We start from the raw sequence: 17887 nt of genomic DNA, 5'->3' as shown, positions 1-17887 counted from the left end.
ATATTACAGAAGATAACTTTACTTGAAAATATGATACAAGAAGCTGACGAGCTAAAGGGAATATTAAAAGAAGAATTAGAAGCAATATTGAATTAAGTCATATTTGCAAAAATGGGAGTGTTAAAATTACTCTTTGTGCCATGTTGTTGTCAAGAATGTGCTGAAAAAGTTAAAAATGAAAATATGGAGCTTCACAAAGAAAGATATTATACAACCCAAAATCAATCTATACAAATTGGTGTTTGGGAAAATAAATAGCATCGCAATACAAAGACATTATAAACAATAATTTAAAATAAACATTTTATATTAAATTAAAACAATTTAATAAAATAAAAGGAGGGTAATACTTGGATTATATAAACAAATTAATACAAGGGAACAGTTTAGAGATTATGAATAAAATGATTGAAGAGAATATACTAGTCGATGCCATAATTACTGACCCGCCATATGATATTTCAAGAGATAATAATTTTAAAACTATGGGAAGGTCGGGTATAGATTTTGGAGAGTGGGATAAAAATTTTAATCAATTTACATGGATACCATATGCTTATAAATTGTTAAAAAAAGGAGGCACATTATTTATTTTTAATGATTGGAAAAACATAGGTGAAATTGCAAAATACGCAGAATCCATTGGTTTTGAAATCAAAGATATGATTAGATGGAAGAAAACAAACCCTATGCCAAGAAATAGAGATAGAAGATACATTACAGATTTTGAAGTTGCTATATGGTTAGTAAAACCTAAAGAAAAATGGACATTTAACAGATTGTCTGATACATATGATAGATGTGAATATACATATCCTGTAACACCTAAATCTGAAAAAGTAGGACATACTACTCAAAAACCTTTAGAATTAATGAAAGAAATAATACAAAGACATACAAATGAAAATGATATAGTTTTTGACCCTTTTACTGGGAGTGGTACAACTAATATAGCTTCAATAGAATTAAATAGAAAATACATAGGAGTAGAATTAGATAATACATATTATAATATTGCTAAAAATAGAATTAATACATATCTGGAAAAGAAAAACTTCCATATAAATTGGAATAAAATCTAGTTTTTAAAACAATTATTGAAAATAGGATTTGACAAATGTAAAATAATTTGGTAATATATAATCATAAGATAAACGCATTGAGTTGTAGGATTTATCTTAAAAAATATTATAAATATAAAACAATTTGACAAAATTAAAATAACATGATATACTAAAACAGTAAGATAAAAACAAATAACAATTAATTAAACGGAGGGATTTGAATAATGAATTTTTTAGATGAAATACTTAAAGAAATGGTAAAAGAGTATGAAAAAGAAAAAAATAAGGATCAAAATTATTATGGGGATGAGCTATCAAGTAACATAACAAAAATATGGAATGATATAGATGACATACTAGCAAAAAATAATAATATAACTATAAAAGAAAAAGAAAATTCTAAAAGTAATAAAATAAATAAAGATAGAGTTACAACAAATTCAATAGCAAAAGGATGTGATAAAGTAAAAGTAGCTATGGATAATAGAAAAGATTTAAACAAATATGATGTAGTAAAAATAATAGAAGGTGATTATAAAGCTTTATCAGATAAGGAGTGTAAATTCTTAGAATATTGTAAGGGAATGGATAAAATTTTATTGCAATTAGATGAATTAAATCCTTTATATGTTAATCCAGAAGATATAAAGTTAGTAAGAAAAGCTAAAGAAGAATATGTCAAAGATATATATAACGAGATAGAAAAAAGAAAAGAAAAGGTTACGATAAATATAAAAGATGATATTTTAACAGTAATCTTAAATGATGGAGCAACATGGGATGTAAGATTTGATAAGGAAGATAATTTACAAAAAAGAGAAATGATATGTTATTATTTAGCAAAAGAACAACAATATAAAAATATGTTTAATAAATTAATAAGAAGTAAATAACTACTTAACAATGATATAACAATTTGTTAAGGTAAAATTAAAGAGGTGGTATAAGATGTTAGATTTAGAGGATTTAAAATTAGTTCAAAAGAAAGGGGAAAAAGCTTTTAAACTAGATTATGAAAAGAAAAATGAAAAGTTATTAAAACAAATAGAAAAAGATTTTGTTAAAAGTCTTGAAAGAAATGATGATTATTTTGAACTAGATATAAACAACTATAAAGACTTTAAGAAAACAGAAGAAAGTTTGACAAACTTACAAAGGTATTTAGAAGTTAAAGGATTTCCTACATATTGTCCTGAAGATAAAAACTTGATAAATGTGTATTTAAATAAAGAATAGATTAATATAAAATAATTTAATAAAATCAAGGAGGGGAATAAGTGGGAGAGGAATTTCAAATAAATCAAGAGGATATTATAATAACACATGAAAACGGTAATTTTCTTAATATAGATGTAACAAAAAGAAAATTAGAGGAAATATATACTTTTAAAGAAGAACATTTAATTAAAAAAGGAGTAATCATTTTAAAAAACACTCCTTTAAAGAATAATAAGGTTTATATAGAATTCAATAATAATGACAAAATACTTCAAATAGAAACAAGAGGCAAGAAAGAAATATCTATACCTGATGAATTTAAGAGTTATAAAGATATAGTTTATTGTACCTATAAATATAAAGATTGGGTAGATATTGTTGAAATAAAAGCAAACGATATTAAAGGAGAAAACAATTTAACAATACATGAATTTGAAAGGTGGGATTATTAATGAAAGAGATACTAACAACAGGTGATGTGACAAAAGATTTTAAAAGATTAGGTGTAGAAGTTAGACAAACTTATAAAGGAGAAAAGTATGGAGTTTGTGAAGTCACTGATGCAGAATTTAAAATATTATATAATGAACCCGAAGATATAGAAGGTGTTTGGGAAGATGGTGGTTGGAGTTATTGCGAAGGAAGTAATAAAGATGAAATTAATTACACTTTAGAAGTAAATAATCAAAGACTTAAATGTTGGTACAATCCTTTAGAAGATGAATTTGAAGATGACGAAGATGATGAAACATACATTCCAGAATATTACAATTTATTAGAATATCTATGTGATCTAGGATGCTCAAAACCAAGTAATGTTTGTGCATTAACTAAAGATTTGGCAAGATATAATAATATGAAATTAAGTAAATTATTTAAAATATATCAAGGATAATATAAAGTAATTTAGTAAGTTAAGAGGTGATACATATAAAAGTTTCAAAACAAAGATGGAAAGTGATTAAGCGAATAAATAGTCCGCCTTGTAAATAAAGGCTCATATACTGAACAGAAATGATAAAAAGTTAAAAAGTTGTAAAAAATCATACAGCTTTGAAATTTGAATAAATTGACTATTTTTGACTAAGATACAAAAGATGAAACGCTATAATCGTTGATATACCTAGCTTGCGGAAGTGGTAAAATGTGATAAATCATGAATTTTATCCAAACTTAATTTATGGACAAAATCAGAATAGGAGGGAAAATAATTGAAAGAATATACTTATTTTTTAGTAGATAGAAATAGTTCCATTGATACAGGATATTGTGTAGAGATTATTAAAGTTAAATCAGAGGATGAAAACAAGTTTTATGAATTATTTGAAGAAATAAATAACATATATAAAGAAAGTAAGTTAAATGGTGAAGTTTTTAGGATTATAGCAAAAACACAAGATTTAGTACAGGTTTATAAAGAAGATTTTTCTGATGTTTATATAACAACAATTCAAGAATTAACAGAAGAAATAATATATAACTTACAAAATCTTGACGAATATGTAAATAAACTTTTATTGGAGAACTTGTGTAAAATTAAATTTCAAAATGTATAAAAATTTAATATAAAATAATTTAATAAAATATTTTTAAAATTGAAAGGGGAAATACATATATGGCAAAACAACCAAAACACGGATTAATGGAAACAAAAGGACAATTTCAATTCAGAGGTATTGTAGAAGGAACTCAAAGGGATGATTTTTTCTCAAATAAAACTACCAAAAATAAAAAAGATATGAATTTAATAAAATTTTCTATAAAAACAAACGAAAATAATAAACCAAAAATTAATTTAAATGGAATGGAACAAGATAATGTATATTTTTATAAAAGACCAAAAACAAAAGATGAAAAAGGTGTAAGCAAAAAAGTACCTTGGACAAATAGAAAGACTTTTGATGAAGAGGGTTTTCAATTAATAGGTGTAAAATTAGGATTAAATAAAGTAGAAAATGAAAAAGGTCAAGAAGTTAATGAAAAGAAAAATTTAACAGATTATGATGCTTGTGCTTATATAAGAGATAATTTAATAGATGATTTAAGTATATTTACAAAGGGAAATATTGAATATTCAAGTTATAAAAATGACAAGGGTGATTTAAAAAGAAATTTAAAATTTACACCAGCACAAATTTCTTTATGTAAAGATGAAATAGATTTTTCAAAAGATGATTTTAAAGAAACATCAGTTTTTCAACAAGTAATTGTATTTATGGGTATCAAAAAAGATGATTCAGATAAGACAGATAAAAAATTCATAGTGTCAGCAAAAATAGTTACATATAATAGCATAGAGGATGCAGAGTTCGTTATAAGGAATGAAAACTTGGCGAAAGTATTTAGAACAAAATTAAAACCTTATATGGCAATTAAGGTATGGGGAGATATAAACAACAAAGTAATAAAAGAAGAAGCAAATGAGAGCGATTGTTGGGGTGAAGTCAATTCATTTGACCAAGTTGGTGGAACATTTCTTCAAGAACTAGTTATAACAGGTGCAGACCCTAAAACAATAGATAAGGATATGTATAGTAAAGAAAAAATGGAGAATGCAATAAGAATATTGAAAGAATTTGGTGAAGAGAAAAATCAGCAAGAAGAAGCAAAAGAAAATAATGAAGAACAATGGGGAGAAAATATGAATTCTAATGATAGTAATGAAGAGGGTGACGAATGGGATAATGAAGAATGGTAATTTTTAAGATGTAATATAAAATAATTTCATAAAACATTATATTGGACTGGCTAATTAAAAGCTAGTCCAATATATAAAAATATAAAAAGGAAGAGGTAATGTTTAATGGCAAGAGCAAGAAAAGGTAATAAGGTACAAACAATGTTAGGTTTTTTAATATATGGAGAACAAGGAACTTGGAAAAGTAGTTTATGTGCAGAGTTTGCTAAGTTTAAGACAGCAAAAGGAAAACCTTTTAGAGTATTATACATAGATGGCGAAAGTGGCTCAATTGATACATATTTAGAAGAATTAGAAAAACAAGGTATCAATACAGAAAATATTTACATAGTATATACTCAATCATTAACAGAAGTAAGAGATTATATTAAGAAGGTAAGAGATAATGAAGACTTTTACGAATTAGATGAAAATGGAGAAGAGACGGAAAATATAATTTTAGATGCTGATGGTGAACCTTTTAGAGCAGATGCAATTGTTGTGGATGGTACTACTATGATATATACAGCGACACAACAAGGCTTAGTTGAATTTAGTAAAAAAAGAGCAACTGTAAAAGCAGATAAAGACCAACTTATAGGTGATGCTAGAACTGTAAAAATTGAAGGTGCAGGAATGGAATTAAAAGATTGGAATACTTTAAAGTTTAAAGGACAGGATTTAATTTTAGATTTATTGGCAACAGGCAAACATTTTGCAGTAACAGCTAGAGAAACCGATGAAAAGCAATCTGTTAAAGATAGTGAGGGTAAAATAACATCAGTAAATACAGGCAAAAAAATACCAGATGGTTTTAAAGGCTTACAATATAATGTTAAAACAGTATTACATACTTTCATAGATGAAGATGGAATTGTTAAAGCTGTGGTTGAAAATAAAGATAGAAGTTTAGTACACCAGCAAAATGAAATATTAGATGAACCTTCTTTAATAGATTGGACAAAGGTGGTAGAAAGGAATAAAGGAAAAGAAAGATTTGTTTTAAATAATAGTTTAAGTGATTCAGTAAAAAAAGAAAAAGAATTATATGAAAAAGAAATAAATGATACTGATTTAAAAGAAAGTGGAAAGGATAGTAGTGGCAATCCTGAAACTCCTGAAAGTTATCATAAAGCAATAGGAGAAGCTATTTCTGAATTGTCACCAATGAAAAGAAAAAGTCTAAAAGCAACCGTTACTAAGGCAAAGTTACCAATGAAATATACGGAATTAACAGATTTGGATAAGTTAAAAGAGTATTTAGAGCTGGTAAGCCAATAATTTAATAGGGAGTTTTAAACTCCCTAACTTCTTTTAAAAGGAGGGAAAGTTAATGGGAAGAAAAAATCAAACTAGAAAATGTAAATATTGTGATAAAAACATTGATTTGAAAACAGATAAATGGTTAAAAGAGAAAAAAAGATATATACACAAACAATGTTTAATAGACAGAGAGATAGGAAAGGGACATTCAAAAGAACATATAGATAATATTATAGGACAATTAGTTAATCAATATGAAGAAGAACAAGGAATAAAAATGCAAATAGATTTAAAGAAAAGAAAGCATAAGGAAGAACAAAAAATAAAAAGCCTAGAAGAGAAAGAGAAAAGGAAAGAATATAAAACAAAATTTATTCAATACATACAGAATACATATAATTTAAAAGTTTTACCTCAATATTTTTTTATAAAACTATCTAATATTAATAATGGAACTTATAAAGGATTATTTAGGGGAATACCATATGAGGATTTATTAGATATGTTTAAAAGGAAACAAAAACAATTGGATAAAATGGCATTTAATAAAAAAAAATATGGCAAAGAGTTTAAAAATCAATTAGGTAGAGTGTACTTTGATATAGCAGTAATAGTAAACCAATATGATAGTTATTTAAAATGGAGAGAAAAACAAAAAAAATTAGAGATTGAAAAAACCAAGAAGACGAACAATATTTTAGAATTTGTAGTAAAAGAAAAAAATAAAGTTGAAAATAGACATGAGAATGTTTTAAATACAGAAAAAGATTTAGATATAAATACATTATTAGATGAAATATAGATTGGAAGTGATATATAAATGGATGATACAATAAGGAATCTTCAAAATGAGATATTGCTAGTTGGTTGTTTTTATAAAAATCCAGATTTTTATGTTGAATATGGAGAGTTTATAAAAAGTAAGTATGACTTTAGTGATGAAATGGTAAGATTTTTTTATGATAATTTTGAAGTTATGTATAAGACTTTTTCACAAACTGTAAATGAAGAAGTTGTCAATACATACATGACACAAGATACTGAAAGATTTAAGTTATATAGAAAATATCAAGGATTTAAAACTATAAAAGCGTGGATGGAATTAGCAAACATTGATGATTTTAAAAATTATTTAGAAATGATAAAAAAATATTCTTTATTAAGAGAATATGATAGACAAGGTTTCAATGTAGAGAAAATTATAAAGCATCCTAAATTCAATCTATTTAAAGCAAATGATATATATAAGATGATTAGAGCAAAGGCAGACAAAGTTAATACTGTAATTTTAACTAATAATGAAAGTGTAGTATTAAATAAAGATTCCATTAAATTAGTGAATAACTGTTTGATTAAACCAAACTTTGGGATACCATATCCATATCCAATTACAACAGAATTATTTAGAGGAATTAGAGATAAAAATATGGTTTGCTATGGAATGTTATCAAACGAAGGTAAAACAAGGTTTATGACAAAGTTAATAGCTTATATATCTTTAGTTTTGAAAGAAAAAGTACAAATATTATTAAATGAAATGACTGAAGAAGATTTACACCTTTGTTTACTTACTACTGTAATTAACAACAAAGAATTTAAAAATTTACATGGAATAGATATAGAAAAATGTGAAAAAGAAATATCAATGGGATTATATAAGGACGATAAAGGGGAATATATTTACAGAAAAGTTGATGAAGATGGTAATTTTCAAGAATCAGAAGAAGATTATATAAATAGAGTTTTTAATAACTCAGAAGAATATAGAAAAGTGCTAGAAGTATCAGAATGGATAGAAAAAGAGACTAAAGGTTTAATATTGGTAAAGGATGTATCAACGGATTATTCTGATAAAATGTTAGAATTTGAGATTAGAAAAGCAAAAATAATACATAATGTAAAGTATTTCTTTTATGATACTTTGAAAAATAGTTTAGATTCTATTGGTGATTGGGCTGCATTAAAAGTTACAGTAACAAAGTTAAAAGAATTAGCAAATAATTTAGGAATTTATTTATATGGTTCAATACAGTTAACAGATGATACAGTTTTTACATCACCATTTGAACTTAGTTCAAATAATATATCTAACTGCAAACAATTAAAACATTTATTAGATCAATTAAACTTGATGAAGAGATTACCAACAGATGATTATTATAAATATCAATATATTAACGAACAGGTCTGGGGAGAAACAACAATAGAAAAACTAAGTCAAGATAAGACTTATTACTGTTGTGTAGTAGATAAAAATAGACAGGGAGAAAAAAAGATATTACTATTTGAGGCAGACTTAAATTTAAACATATGGTATGAATTAGGAGAATTAATTAAAGCAGCTTAGAGAAAGGTGAGAGTTAATTTTGGAGGCACAAGATATTAAAAATTACATATATGAAAATAATAGGATTGAATATGTTTTAGAGCAATTAGATATGCACCACATTAAACAACATGACAATGGGAGATATATAACTTGTGGCTTTCCAGATGGAGATAATAATAAAAGTTGTGTGGTGTTTTGTGATAATGAATATTATAATGTTGATGCATATACGAGAAATATAGAAGATAAGTTTGGAAATTCAGATTTAATATCGTTAATATGTTTTGTTAAAGATATATATTTTACAGAAAGTTTAAAATGGGCTTGTGATATTCTAGGGTTAGATTATTACAAAGATGTGGATGAAGAAATTCCTGATAGTTTAAAATTAACAAAAATGCTATTAGAAATGAATAAAACAGGAGATTGTGAAATTGAAGATGATAAATTAAAACCAATAAATGAAAAAATATTAAATTATTATTATCCTTATGTAAATAAAATGTTTAAAAAAGATGGAGTAAGTTATGAAGTACAAAAAATGTTTGAGATAGGATATGATTTACAAACTAATAGAATTACTATACCAATTAGAGATGAACTAGGAACTCTAGTTGGAGTTAAAGGTAGACTATATAAAGATAAAATTTGCGAAGATGAATGCAAGTATTTATATATAGAACCTTGTGCAAAGAATAAAATACTATACGGATTATATATTACAATGCCATATATAAAGAAACAAAAAAAAGTTATAGTAGTAGAGCCAGAAAAAGGAGTACAACAATTAATTAGTAATAATATTTTTAATGCTGTCGCAATAGGGGGACACAAATTAAGTAAACAGCAAAGAATTAAATTAACTAGATTAGGAATAGAAGAAATAATACTTGCTTATGACCAAGATGTGGGTAGAAAAGAAGATGGAAGTGTAGATATGAGCTTTTATAAAAAAGAAGCAGAGCAATTTGTAGAAGGTATTAAAATAAGTGCTTTAATAGATATAAAAAATAATATTTTAAGTGAGAAAGAAAGTCCATGTGATGATATAGATAAATTTAATCAGTTATATAATAATAGATTGACTATAAGGAGTGAAATCGTATGAGCTTGGCAGAGAAATATGAATTGATAAATAAAAATAATGATTATAAATCAAATAATTTGTTAAATGATATATTAAAATTAAAAGGGGTGGAAAATCCTAATAAATACTTAAATTTAAGTAGAGATGATACATATAGTTATAAAAATTTAGATGATATAGATAAAGCAGTAGAATGTTTGTTAAGGCATATTGAAGAAGGAAATGATATATATATCCAAGTTGACAATGATACAGATGGTATAACTTCTTCAGCAGCTTTATATAACTATTTAAAAAGAAGCTGTGATAATACTATTTATTATAATATGCAAAAAGGGAAGGGACATGGTGTAGACTTAAAAACAATCCCTAAAACAGTAAAATTAGTAATTATACCTGATGCAGGGAGTAATCAAATAGAAGAACATAAAGAATTAAAAGAAAAAAATATTGATGTAATAGTATTAGACCATCATATATGTGATATTAAAAGCGAATATGTCATTATTGTTAATAATCAATTATCTGAGAAGTATTATAATAAAGATTTGAGTGGTGTGGGTGTAGTATATAAATTTTTACAAGCTTTAGATGAAGAGTTATGGCAGGATTTTGCAGATGATTATTTAGATTTGGTAGCATTAGGAAACATAGCGGATATGATGGATATAAAAAGTTGTGAAACTAAATATTACATAGACGAGGGGTTAAGAAATATAAAAAATGAAATGTTTAAGGAATTAATATATAAACAAAGCTATTCTATGGGAGGAAAGGTAAATATTAATAATATAGCATTTTATATAGCACCTTGTATTAATTCACTTATAAGATGTGGCACACAAGAAGATAAAATTATGTTGTTTGAAGCTTTTGCAAACATAGATATAGACAGAAAATTTACTTACAAAAGCAAAAAAAAAGAAACAAAAGGGGATATTGTAGAAGAAAATTTATATGAACATATGGCTAGAATTTGTACAAACTCAAAATCAAGACAAAATAGAATGAAAGAAAAATATAGAAAAGAAATTATAGAAAATATTAAAAAGTATAATTTGCAAAATAATAAAATTATTATATACAATGCAACAAATAAAATAGATGAAAATATGACTGGCTTAATGGCTATGGATATAGCAAATATATATAATAGACCTTGTTTAATGTTAAGAAAAAGTAAAAAAGACTTATTCGCAGGAAGTGGAAGAAACGTAGATAGTTATGAAATTCCAAGTTTAAAAAAATTTTTACAACATACAAATTTAATCAAAGATGTTCAAGGACATGATAATGCTCATGGTATAAGAATATTCAAGAGCAATATACGTGGTTTAATAAAGGAAGCAAATAATCAATTAAAAGATATTAGATTTAAAAAAGGAATAGATTTTAAAATACCATTTGACGAATTAACAGATGATTTTATATTAATTGTAGATGGTATGAGGGATTTATGGGGACAAGGATTAAAAGAATCTTTAATATATATTGAGAATGTATATGTTGAAAAAGAAAATATAAAATTGATAGGTAAAAATAAAAATACAATTTCATTTACAACAGAAGACATTAATTTTATCAAATTTTTTGAAAATGAAGAAACATACAATAATTTGATAAATGGTAATTGTGAAAAGACTATAATTGATATAATTGGAACTTGTGAAGTTAATACATATAATAGCAGAGAAAGTTTACAAATTAAAATTAAAGATTTTGAAATTAAGAATATATAAATAGGAGGGTAAATATGGCAAGTTCTTTACATAATCATAGTGAATATTCTTTGTTAGATGGATATTCATCACCAGAAGATTACTTAAAGAAAGCAGATGAGATAGGATTAAAAGCATTTGCAATTACAGAGCATGGCAATCAATATTCTTGGATATATTTTGATAAATTAAAAGAAAAATATCCAAACGTTAAAATGATATACGGAGTAGAAATGTATGAATGTTTTAATATGAAAGAGAAAGATAAAAATAATAAGTATTTTCATTTGATTGTATTAGCAAGAAATGAAAATGGTAGAAAAGCAATAAATGAAATAATTACACAAAGTGAGTTTGAAGGTTTTTATTACAAACCCCGTATAAGTATAGATAGGATAGCACCATATGGAGAGGATTTAATAGTGTCATCTGCGTGTTTGGCTTCAAAATTAGCTAGAGAATGTGACTACAATAAATGCTTAGAATATATAAAAGAATATAAAGCTATATTTCCATATTTTTATTTGGAAATGCAATCTCATAATGCATTAGACCAAGAAGAATATAATAAAAAGATATTAAAGTTATCAAAAGATACAAATACACCTTATATAATAACAACAGATAGTCATGCTGCCACAAAAGAAGATTTAAAGTATCAAGGAAGATTGGTACAAATTGCACATGATACTGATACTGCATCAGAAATATATGAAGATTGTTATTTGCAAACAGAAGATGAAATACATAATATAATGGATAAGCAAATAGGAAGCATAGCAGTAAACATAGGGTTGCAAAATACAGATAAAATAGCAGATTTAATAGAAGATGTAAATATGCCATTTCAAGAACCCCAATTACCCAAATTTCCATTGCCAAAAGAATTTAAAACAGATAATGAATATTTATTATATTTAATAGAGCAAGGCTGGAAGGAAAGAGAAATAAATGAACTATCAAATGAAGAAATAAAAATAAGAAAAGAAAGAGTAAAATATGAAATGGAAATAATTCATCAAATGGATTATGATGGATATTTCTTGATTGTATGGGACTTTATTAATTTTGCTAGAAGAAAAGGAATAGCTATAGGTGCTGGTAGAGGTTCTGGTGCAGGAAGTATAGTATGTTATTTAATAGGAATAACTGATATAGACCCAATAAAATATGGTTTAATCTTTGAAAGATTCTTAAATCCTGAACGTATATCATTACCTGATTTAGATATAGATGTAGGAGATAGAGAAATTGTAATTAATTATTTAATTGATAAATATGGAGAAGAAAAGGTTTGTCAAATTATAAATTTTTCATATATTACACCAACAGTAGCGATAAGAGATGTTGGTAGAATTTTAAAGATACCATATAAAATAATAGATAGTATAGCACAGAAATTTTCATTTGATACTTTTGAAGAGTGTATGGAAAACAATCCTACAATTGAACAAGAATATCCTGATTTTAAGGAATTATTTGATATAGCTAGTCATTTATCAGGGAAAGTACGCCATGTTTCGATTCATGCAGCAGGTGTTGGTATAGTTAATACTAAAATTACAGATTATATGGCAATGAAATTGGGAAGTAAAAATGAACATGTTATACAAGTTGATAAAAAAATCATTGAAAGTATTGGGATTGTTAAATTTGATGTATTGGGTGTAGCTACCTTAAATTTAATACAACAAGTTGTTAAAGATGCAGGAATTACTCTTGACGATATTAATATAAACAATCCAAAATTTGAAAATGATGAAGAAGCATTTAATTTATTATGCCAAGCTAATACACAAGGAGTATTCCAAGTTGCATCAGCAGGAATGAAAGACTTATTAGTTAGATTACAACCTAGAAATTTAGAAGAATTATCAGCCTTAATTGCATTATATAGACCAGATAGTATGGGCTTTATTGATGATTATATAAACAATAAACATAATCCTAAAAATGTAAAATACATACATAATGATATGAAACAAATATTAGAAAATACATATAATTGTATGATATATCAAGAACAATTGTTAGATATAGTAAGAAGATTTGGTGGTAGAACCTATGGAATGGCTGATAAATTTAGGAAAGCAATTGGGAAAAAGGAAAAGCAAGTAGTTATTGAAGAAGCAACAAAATTAAAAAATGAAATAATAGACAATGGTTATTTGAAAGAATTAGCAATTACTATAAGTGAAGAGTTGAAAACCAAGGGAGGATACCTTTTTAATAAATCTCATAGTACAGCCTATGCAGTATTATGTTTGCAAACAGCATATTTAAAGGCACATTATCCAGTATATTTTTATAATTCAATGTTAAATTTAAAAAAAGGTGATAATGGAGAAATTAATAAATTTATTGTAGATGGTAGTAAAATGGGAATAAAAGTTCTACCACCACATATTAATAAGTCAGATGAATTATTTACTGTACATGATGACAAAATACTGTTTGGATTATCTGCAATCAATTCAATAGGGGATAAAGTAGTAATAAATTTATTAGAAGAGAGAAAGAATGGACAATTTAAAGGATTTATGGATTTAATTAATAGAGTTAATTTAAATGAAAGTCAAATAGTGAATTTAATTAAGTCAGGAGCAATACCTACTAAAAATAAAAAATCTTTTTTAATTAATTATGCAAAATATAAAATAAAAGAAAAACAATTTAAAGAGGTTAAAACTTTACCTACAAAACTTGAACTTCAAACTAAATGGGATATAGATACAAACATATATAAAACAAAAGAAGAAAAATTAGAAATTTATAATTTAAAGAAAAAAGAAAAGTTTGATAAGGAAGAAAAAGAAAGAGTATGTAAAGCATTAAATAAATTTAAAGAAAAGCATATGAAAAATGAAAAAATGTGGGAATTTGAGGCATTATCCATTTTTATATCAAATAATCCTTTTGAAAAGATATATAAATACTTAATCCCTGTTGATGAAATTCAAAATGAAGATAGTGGAGTTTTAGTTGGAGTTATTTCTGATATACAAAAAAAGAAAGATAAAAATAAAAGACAATATGCATTTATTCATGTATATTCTGCATTTGGAGTTGAAGAATGTATGTGTTGGGCTAATCAATACAAAATATATCAAGACTTAATTAAAAAAGGAAATATTATATCAGTAAAATATAAAAAGAAAGAAGATAAATTATTTGTAGCAGAAATTAAAACATTTGAACAATGGAAATCAGATGTGGATTTGCAAGAACTAAGTTAAGGAGAGTGAAAAATTGAATAATGAAGAAGAAGTTATAAAATGTAAAGTTAAATTAAACAGACAATTCTTTCCTAAAAACAATGAAGAAATATGTAATGGCGATTTTGCGATATTATCTGTAAATATAACAGAGCAAATTGAAGGTACACCACAAATGTCAAAATGGAATACAATTACAATAAAAGGAAATGTCTGTGAAATAGATAATGATAAAGAATATATGATTGTAGCAACAGAAGAAAATACAGATTATGGTGTACAATATAATCTAATATATTTTAGTGAATATGTAGAATTAACTACAGTTAGCGACCAAAAGAAGTTTTTATCACAAATTTTAACAGAAAAACAATTAGAGAATATATTTGAAGTATTTGACAATCCTATAGAAATCATAAACAATGAAGATGTAGATAAATTGTGTAGTGTTAAAGGGATAGGAGAAACTGTAGCAGAAAATATTATTGAAAAGTATAACGAATCTAAGGACTATAGCAAAGCATATATAGAATTATATGATTTGGGATTAAGTAAAAATATGATGGATAAATTAATCGAAGCTTATGGCAGTACAGATATACTAATTGATAAAATAAAAAATAATATATATATTATAGCTGATGAGGTAAATGGTATAGGATTTAAAAAGGCAGATGAAATAGCGTTGAAAAAAGGTATGAAATCAAACGATATACGAAGAATTAAAGCATTTATAAAATATTTTTTAAATGATAACGGGAAAAATGGAAAATCATATATTTTATATAAAGAATTATTAATTGCAGTACAAGAAAATTTAAAGGGAATAAATAAAAAACTATTTGGAACAGCAATGACAGAATTAAAAAAGTCAAATATTATATGGTGGAACGATTCAAAAACAAAGATAGCTTTAATGAAGTATAAAAAATTAGAAGAATCTATTTTTAATGAAATAGTCAGATTGAAAAGTCAAAATAATAAAGATAAATTTAAATATGATAACTGGTTAGAAATTGTTCAAAAACAAGAAAAAAAGCAAGGATGGGAATATACAGAGGAACAGAAAAAAGGTATAAAAACTATATTAGATAATAACATTACTCTAGTAACAGGCTTGGCAGGAACAGGGAAAAGTACAATTGTAAATGCTGTTGCAGAAATATTAAGATTATATAAAATAATACAGTGTGCTTTAGCAGGAAGAGCAGCACAAAGAATGAATGAAATAAGTGGTCTTGAAAGTAATACAATACATAAAACATTAGGATTCATTCCTAAAAAGGGATTCACTTACAACTCAAAAAATCCTTTGTTGACAGATGTTATTATTATTGATGAAAGCTCTATGATAGGTGGAGATTTGTTTTTAAATTTGTTAAAAGCAATTTCTAATAATACAAAAGTAGTAATATTAGGAGATCATGGACAATTAGATAGTATAGGTGCTTGTAATGTTTTTTATGATTTATTACATTCAAATGCTATACCTATAGTTAAATTAACAACTATACATAGACAAGCTAAAGCTAGTGCCATTATTAGTAAATCAATAGACATAAGAAATAAAAAACAATTATTTGATAAAGATTTCGAGGGAAAAACAATCTTAGGTCAACTACAAGATTTAGAATTAGATATTACTCTAGATAAAACAATTATTCAACATAAGATTATAGAACATTTTAAAAATAAGCTTGAAATGGTTGATGATATAATGGATTTGCAAGTAATTGTACCTATGAAAACTAGGGGTAAAATATGTACTTACGAACTTAATAATAAAATGCAAAATATATATAACAATTTAAAAAGCAAATCATTTATAGAAATAAAGTATGCTAAAGATAAAATATATAAAATTGGGGTAAATGACAAAGTAATAAATATTGAAAATAATTATAAAACAAGAGATATGAATGGAGAAAGAGTAGATATATTCAATGGAGATATAGGTAAGGTGATAAAAATAAATAAAAGAAAAAAATATATAATTGTGAGATTCAATAGTAGAGGAGATATAAAAATAAAAGGGAAAGCATTAAAAGGTATAGAATTAGCATATGCAATTACAGTACATAAATTACAAGGTTCTTCTGCAAAAGTATGTATAGTTGGAATTGATTATAGTGCATTTAAGTTATTAACAGCAGAGCTGTTATATACTGCAATAACTAGAGCAGAAGATTTGTGTGCTTTAGTTGGAGAAAATGGTGCTATTAGATATGCTATTAGTCATATTAGTGTTAATAATAAAAGAACTTTTCTAAAAGAAATGTTAAAAGAAAATACAATAACTATTTGACAAATATAAAATAATTTGATAAAATACTATTACAGGTTAAAGAAAAATAAAACCTGCAATCTAAGGAAAGGGTGATGAATTAATGAAGAATACAATTATAGTATATTGCGATGGTGGCTGTAGAGGAAATCAAAAGAGAGATAATATAGGCGGTTGGGGTGCTATTTTAACTCAAAATGATACAGACAAGAAGAAAGAGATATATGGAAACAAAATCAACACAACTAATAATCAAATGGAGTTGACAGCTTGTATCAAATCTTTAGAAGCAATTAAAGAAAATGTAAGACATAAATGCAAAATCGAAATTTATTCAGATAGTGCTTATTTAGTTAATGGCATGAATAGCTGGATAAGTGGTTGGATTAAAAAGAATTGGATAAATTCTAAAAAGAAACCTGTTGAAAATAAAGAGCTATGGCAACAAATATTAGCATTAACAAAGCAATTTAACAATGTAACTTTTAATAAATGCAAAGGACATAGTGGCGAGGAATTAAATGAACGTGCAGATGAATTAGCGAACATTGCTATGGATGAATTAGAAAATAAGGAAACAGTTGATATAGATAAGAATATAAAATTACAAACTATTTTAGAGAGTTTAAGGTCTAATAGAAAGAAATTAGAAGAATTAAATATAGAAGGATACATAGAAGATGCTATACAAAGCATTGATTTAGCAATAAAAAATATTAATGATGAATTAGATAAATAAATTTTATATACAAGCCTATATATTAAACAGAAATGAAAAAAATCTAAAAAATATAAAAATAAATTTAAAATCAATATATGAGCGTTTTAATGAAAATGACTAAAATTTAAAAATATCGTTTCTACAGCCTAGTGATACCAACGGTTGCAGAGGTCATAATTGCTATAAAATAAGAATTTTATGGAAACTTAATTTATGTCATAATGAAATAATTATATACAAATTAATAAAAAGAACATAATTTATAGGGAAACGGTTTGACATTTATTACTTATATTTGTTAGTATTATATA

Annotated in this window: 16 protein-coding genes; all 16 read left to right on the top strand. The window is 25.3% G+C overall.

Annotated elements, in window-relative coordinates; all coding sequences use genetic code 11:
- Positions 1–111 precede the first annotated feature (111 nt).
- The 16 genes from ACYUDJ_RS20360 (at position 112) to rnhA (ending at position 17594) form a co-directional block, all read left to right on the top strand.
- Complete coding sequence (locus ACYUDJ_RS20360; RefSeq protein WP_460290014.1) at positions 112–258, top strand: hypothetical protein; 147 nt, start codon at positions 112–114, stop codon at positions 256–258.
- 92 nt (positions 259–350) lie between these two features.
- Complete coding sequence (locus tag ACYUDJ_RS20355; RefSeq protein WP_460290013.1) at positions 351–1082, top strand: DNA-methyltransferase; 732 nt, start codon at positions 351–353, stop codon at positions 1080–1082.
- Between the two features lie 206 nt (positions 1083–1288).
- Positions 1289–1957 (top strand): hypothetical protein, encoded by a 669-nt coding sequence (locus tag ACYUDJ_RS20350; RefSeq protein ID WP_460290012.1) that lies wholly within the window; start codon positions 1289–1291, stop codon positions 1955–1957.
- Positions 1958–2012: 55 nt separating this feature from the next.
- Positions 2013–2300, top strand: coding sequence for a hypothetical protein (locus ACYUDJ_RS20345; protein WP_460290011.1), 288 nt, complete (start codon positions 2013–2015; stop codon positions 2298–2300).
- 41 nt (positions 2301–2341) lie between these two features.
- Complete coding sequence (locus ACYUDJ_RS20340) at positions 2342–2734, top strand: hypothetical protein (protein ID WP_460290010.1); 393 nt, start codon at positions 2342–2344, stop codon at positions 2732–2734.
- Entirely contained in the window at positions 2734–3177 is a 444-nt protein-coding gene (locus ACYUDJ_RS20335) for a hypothetical protein (RefSeq protein ID WP_460290009.1), read from the top strand. The genes ACYUDJ_RS20340 and ACYUDJ_RS20335 overlap by 1 nt, the downstream gene beginning before the upstream one ends.
- Before the next feature lie 316 nt (positions 3178–3493).
- Positions 3494–3838 carry a hypothetical protein gene (locus ACYUDJ_RS20330; protein ID WP_460290008.1) on the top strand — a complete coding sequence of 115 codons (345 nt, stop codon included), beginning with the start codon at positions 3494–3496 and terminating at the stop codon, positions 3836–3838.
- A gap of 59 nt (positions 3839–3897) precedes the next feature.
- On the top strand, positions 3898–4980 hold the full coding sequence (locus ACYUDJ_RS20325) for a hypothetical protein (RefSeq protein WP_460290007.1): 1083 nt from the start codon (positions 3898–3900) through the stop codon (positions 4978–4980).
- Between the two features lie 105 nt (positions 4981–5085).
- Entirely contained in the window at positions 5086–6240 is a 1155-nt protein-coding gene (locus tag ACYUDJ_RS20320; protein ID WP_460290006.1) for a hypothetical protein, read from the top strand.
- 52 nt (positions 6241–6292) lie between these two features.
- A complete protein-coding gene (locus ACYUDJ_RS20315; RefSeq protein ID WP_460290005.1) occupies positions 6293–7024 on the top strand; it encodes a hypothetical protein in 732 nt (243 codons plus the stop codon).
- Positions 7025–7042: 18 nt separating this feature from the next.
- Positions 7043–8569, top strand: coding sequence for a hypothetical protein (locus ACYUDJ_RS20310; protein ID WP_460290004.1), 1527 nt, complete (start codon positions 7043–7045; stop codon positions 8567–8569).
- A 19-nt stretch (positions 8570–8588) separates the two neighbouring features.
- Positions 8589–9659 carry a toprim domain-containing protein gene (locus ACYUDJ_RS20305; RefSeq protein WP_460290003.1) on the top strand — a complete coding sequence of 357 codons (1071 nt, stop codon included), beginning with the start codon at positions 8589–8591 and terminating at the stop codon, positions 9657–9659.
- Positions 9656–11377, top strand: coding sequence for a DHH family phosphoesterase (locus ACYUDJ_RS20300; RefSeq protein WP_460290002.1), 1722 nt, complete (start codon positions 9656–9658; stop codon positions 11375–11377). The genes ACYUDJ_RS20305 and ACYUDJ_RS20300 overlap by 4 nt, the downstream gene beginning before the upstream one ends.
- A gap of 14 nt (positions 11378–11391) precedes the next feature.
- A complete protein-coding gene (gene dnaE / locus ACYUDJ_RS20295) occupies positions 11392–14592 on the top strand; it encodes a DNA polymerase III subunit alpha (RefSeq protein WP_460290001.1) in 3201 nt (1066 codons plus the stop codon).
- A gap of 13 nt (positions 14593–14605) precedes the next feature.
- Positions 14606–16876, top strand: coding sequence for an AAA family ATPase (locus ACYUDJ_RS20290; RefSeq protein ID WP_460290000.1), 2271 nt, complete (start codon positions 14606–14608; stop codon positions 16874–16876).
- 82 nt (positions 16877–16958) lie between these two features.
- Positions 16959–17594, top strand: coding sequence for a ribonuclease HI (rnhA, locus tag ACYUDJ_RS20285; RefSeq protein ID WP_460289999.1), 636 nt, complete (start codon positions 16959–16961; stop codon positions 17592–17594).
- Positions 17595–17887: the final 293 nt, after the last annotated feature.

It is taken from the genome of Clostridium sp. CTA-6 (assembly GCF_054768115.1).
Note: the sequence above shows the minus strand (reverse complement) of the source record. Positions and strands in the feature narration are given on the sequence as shown.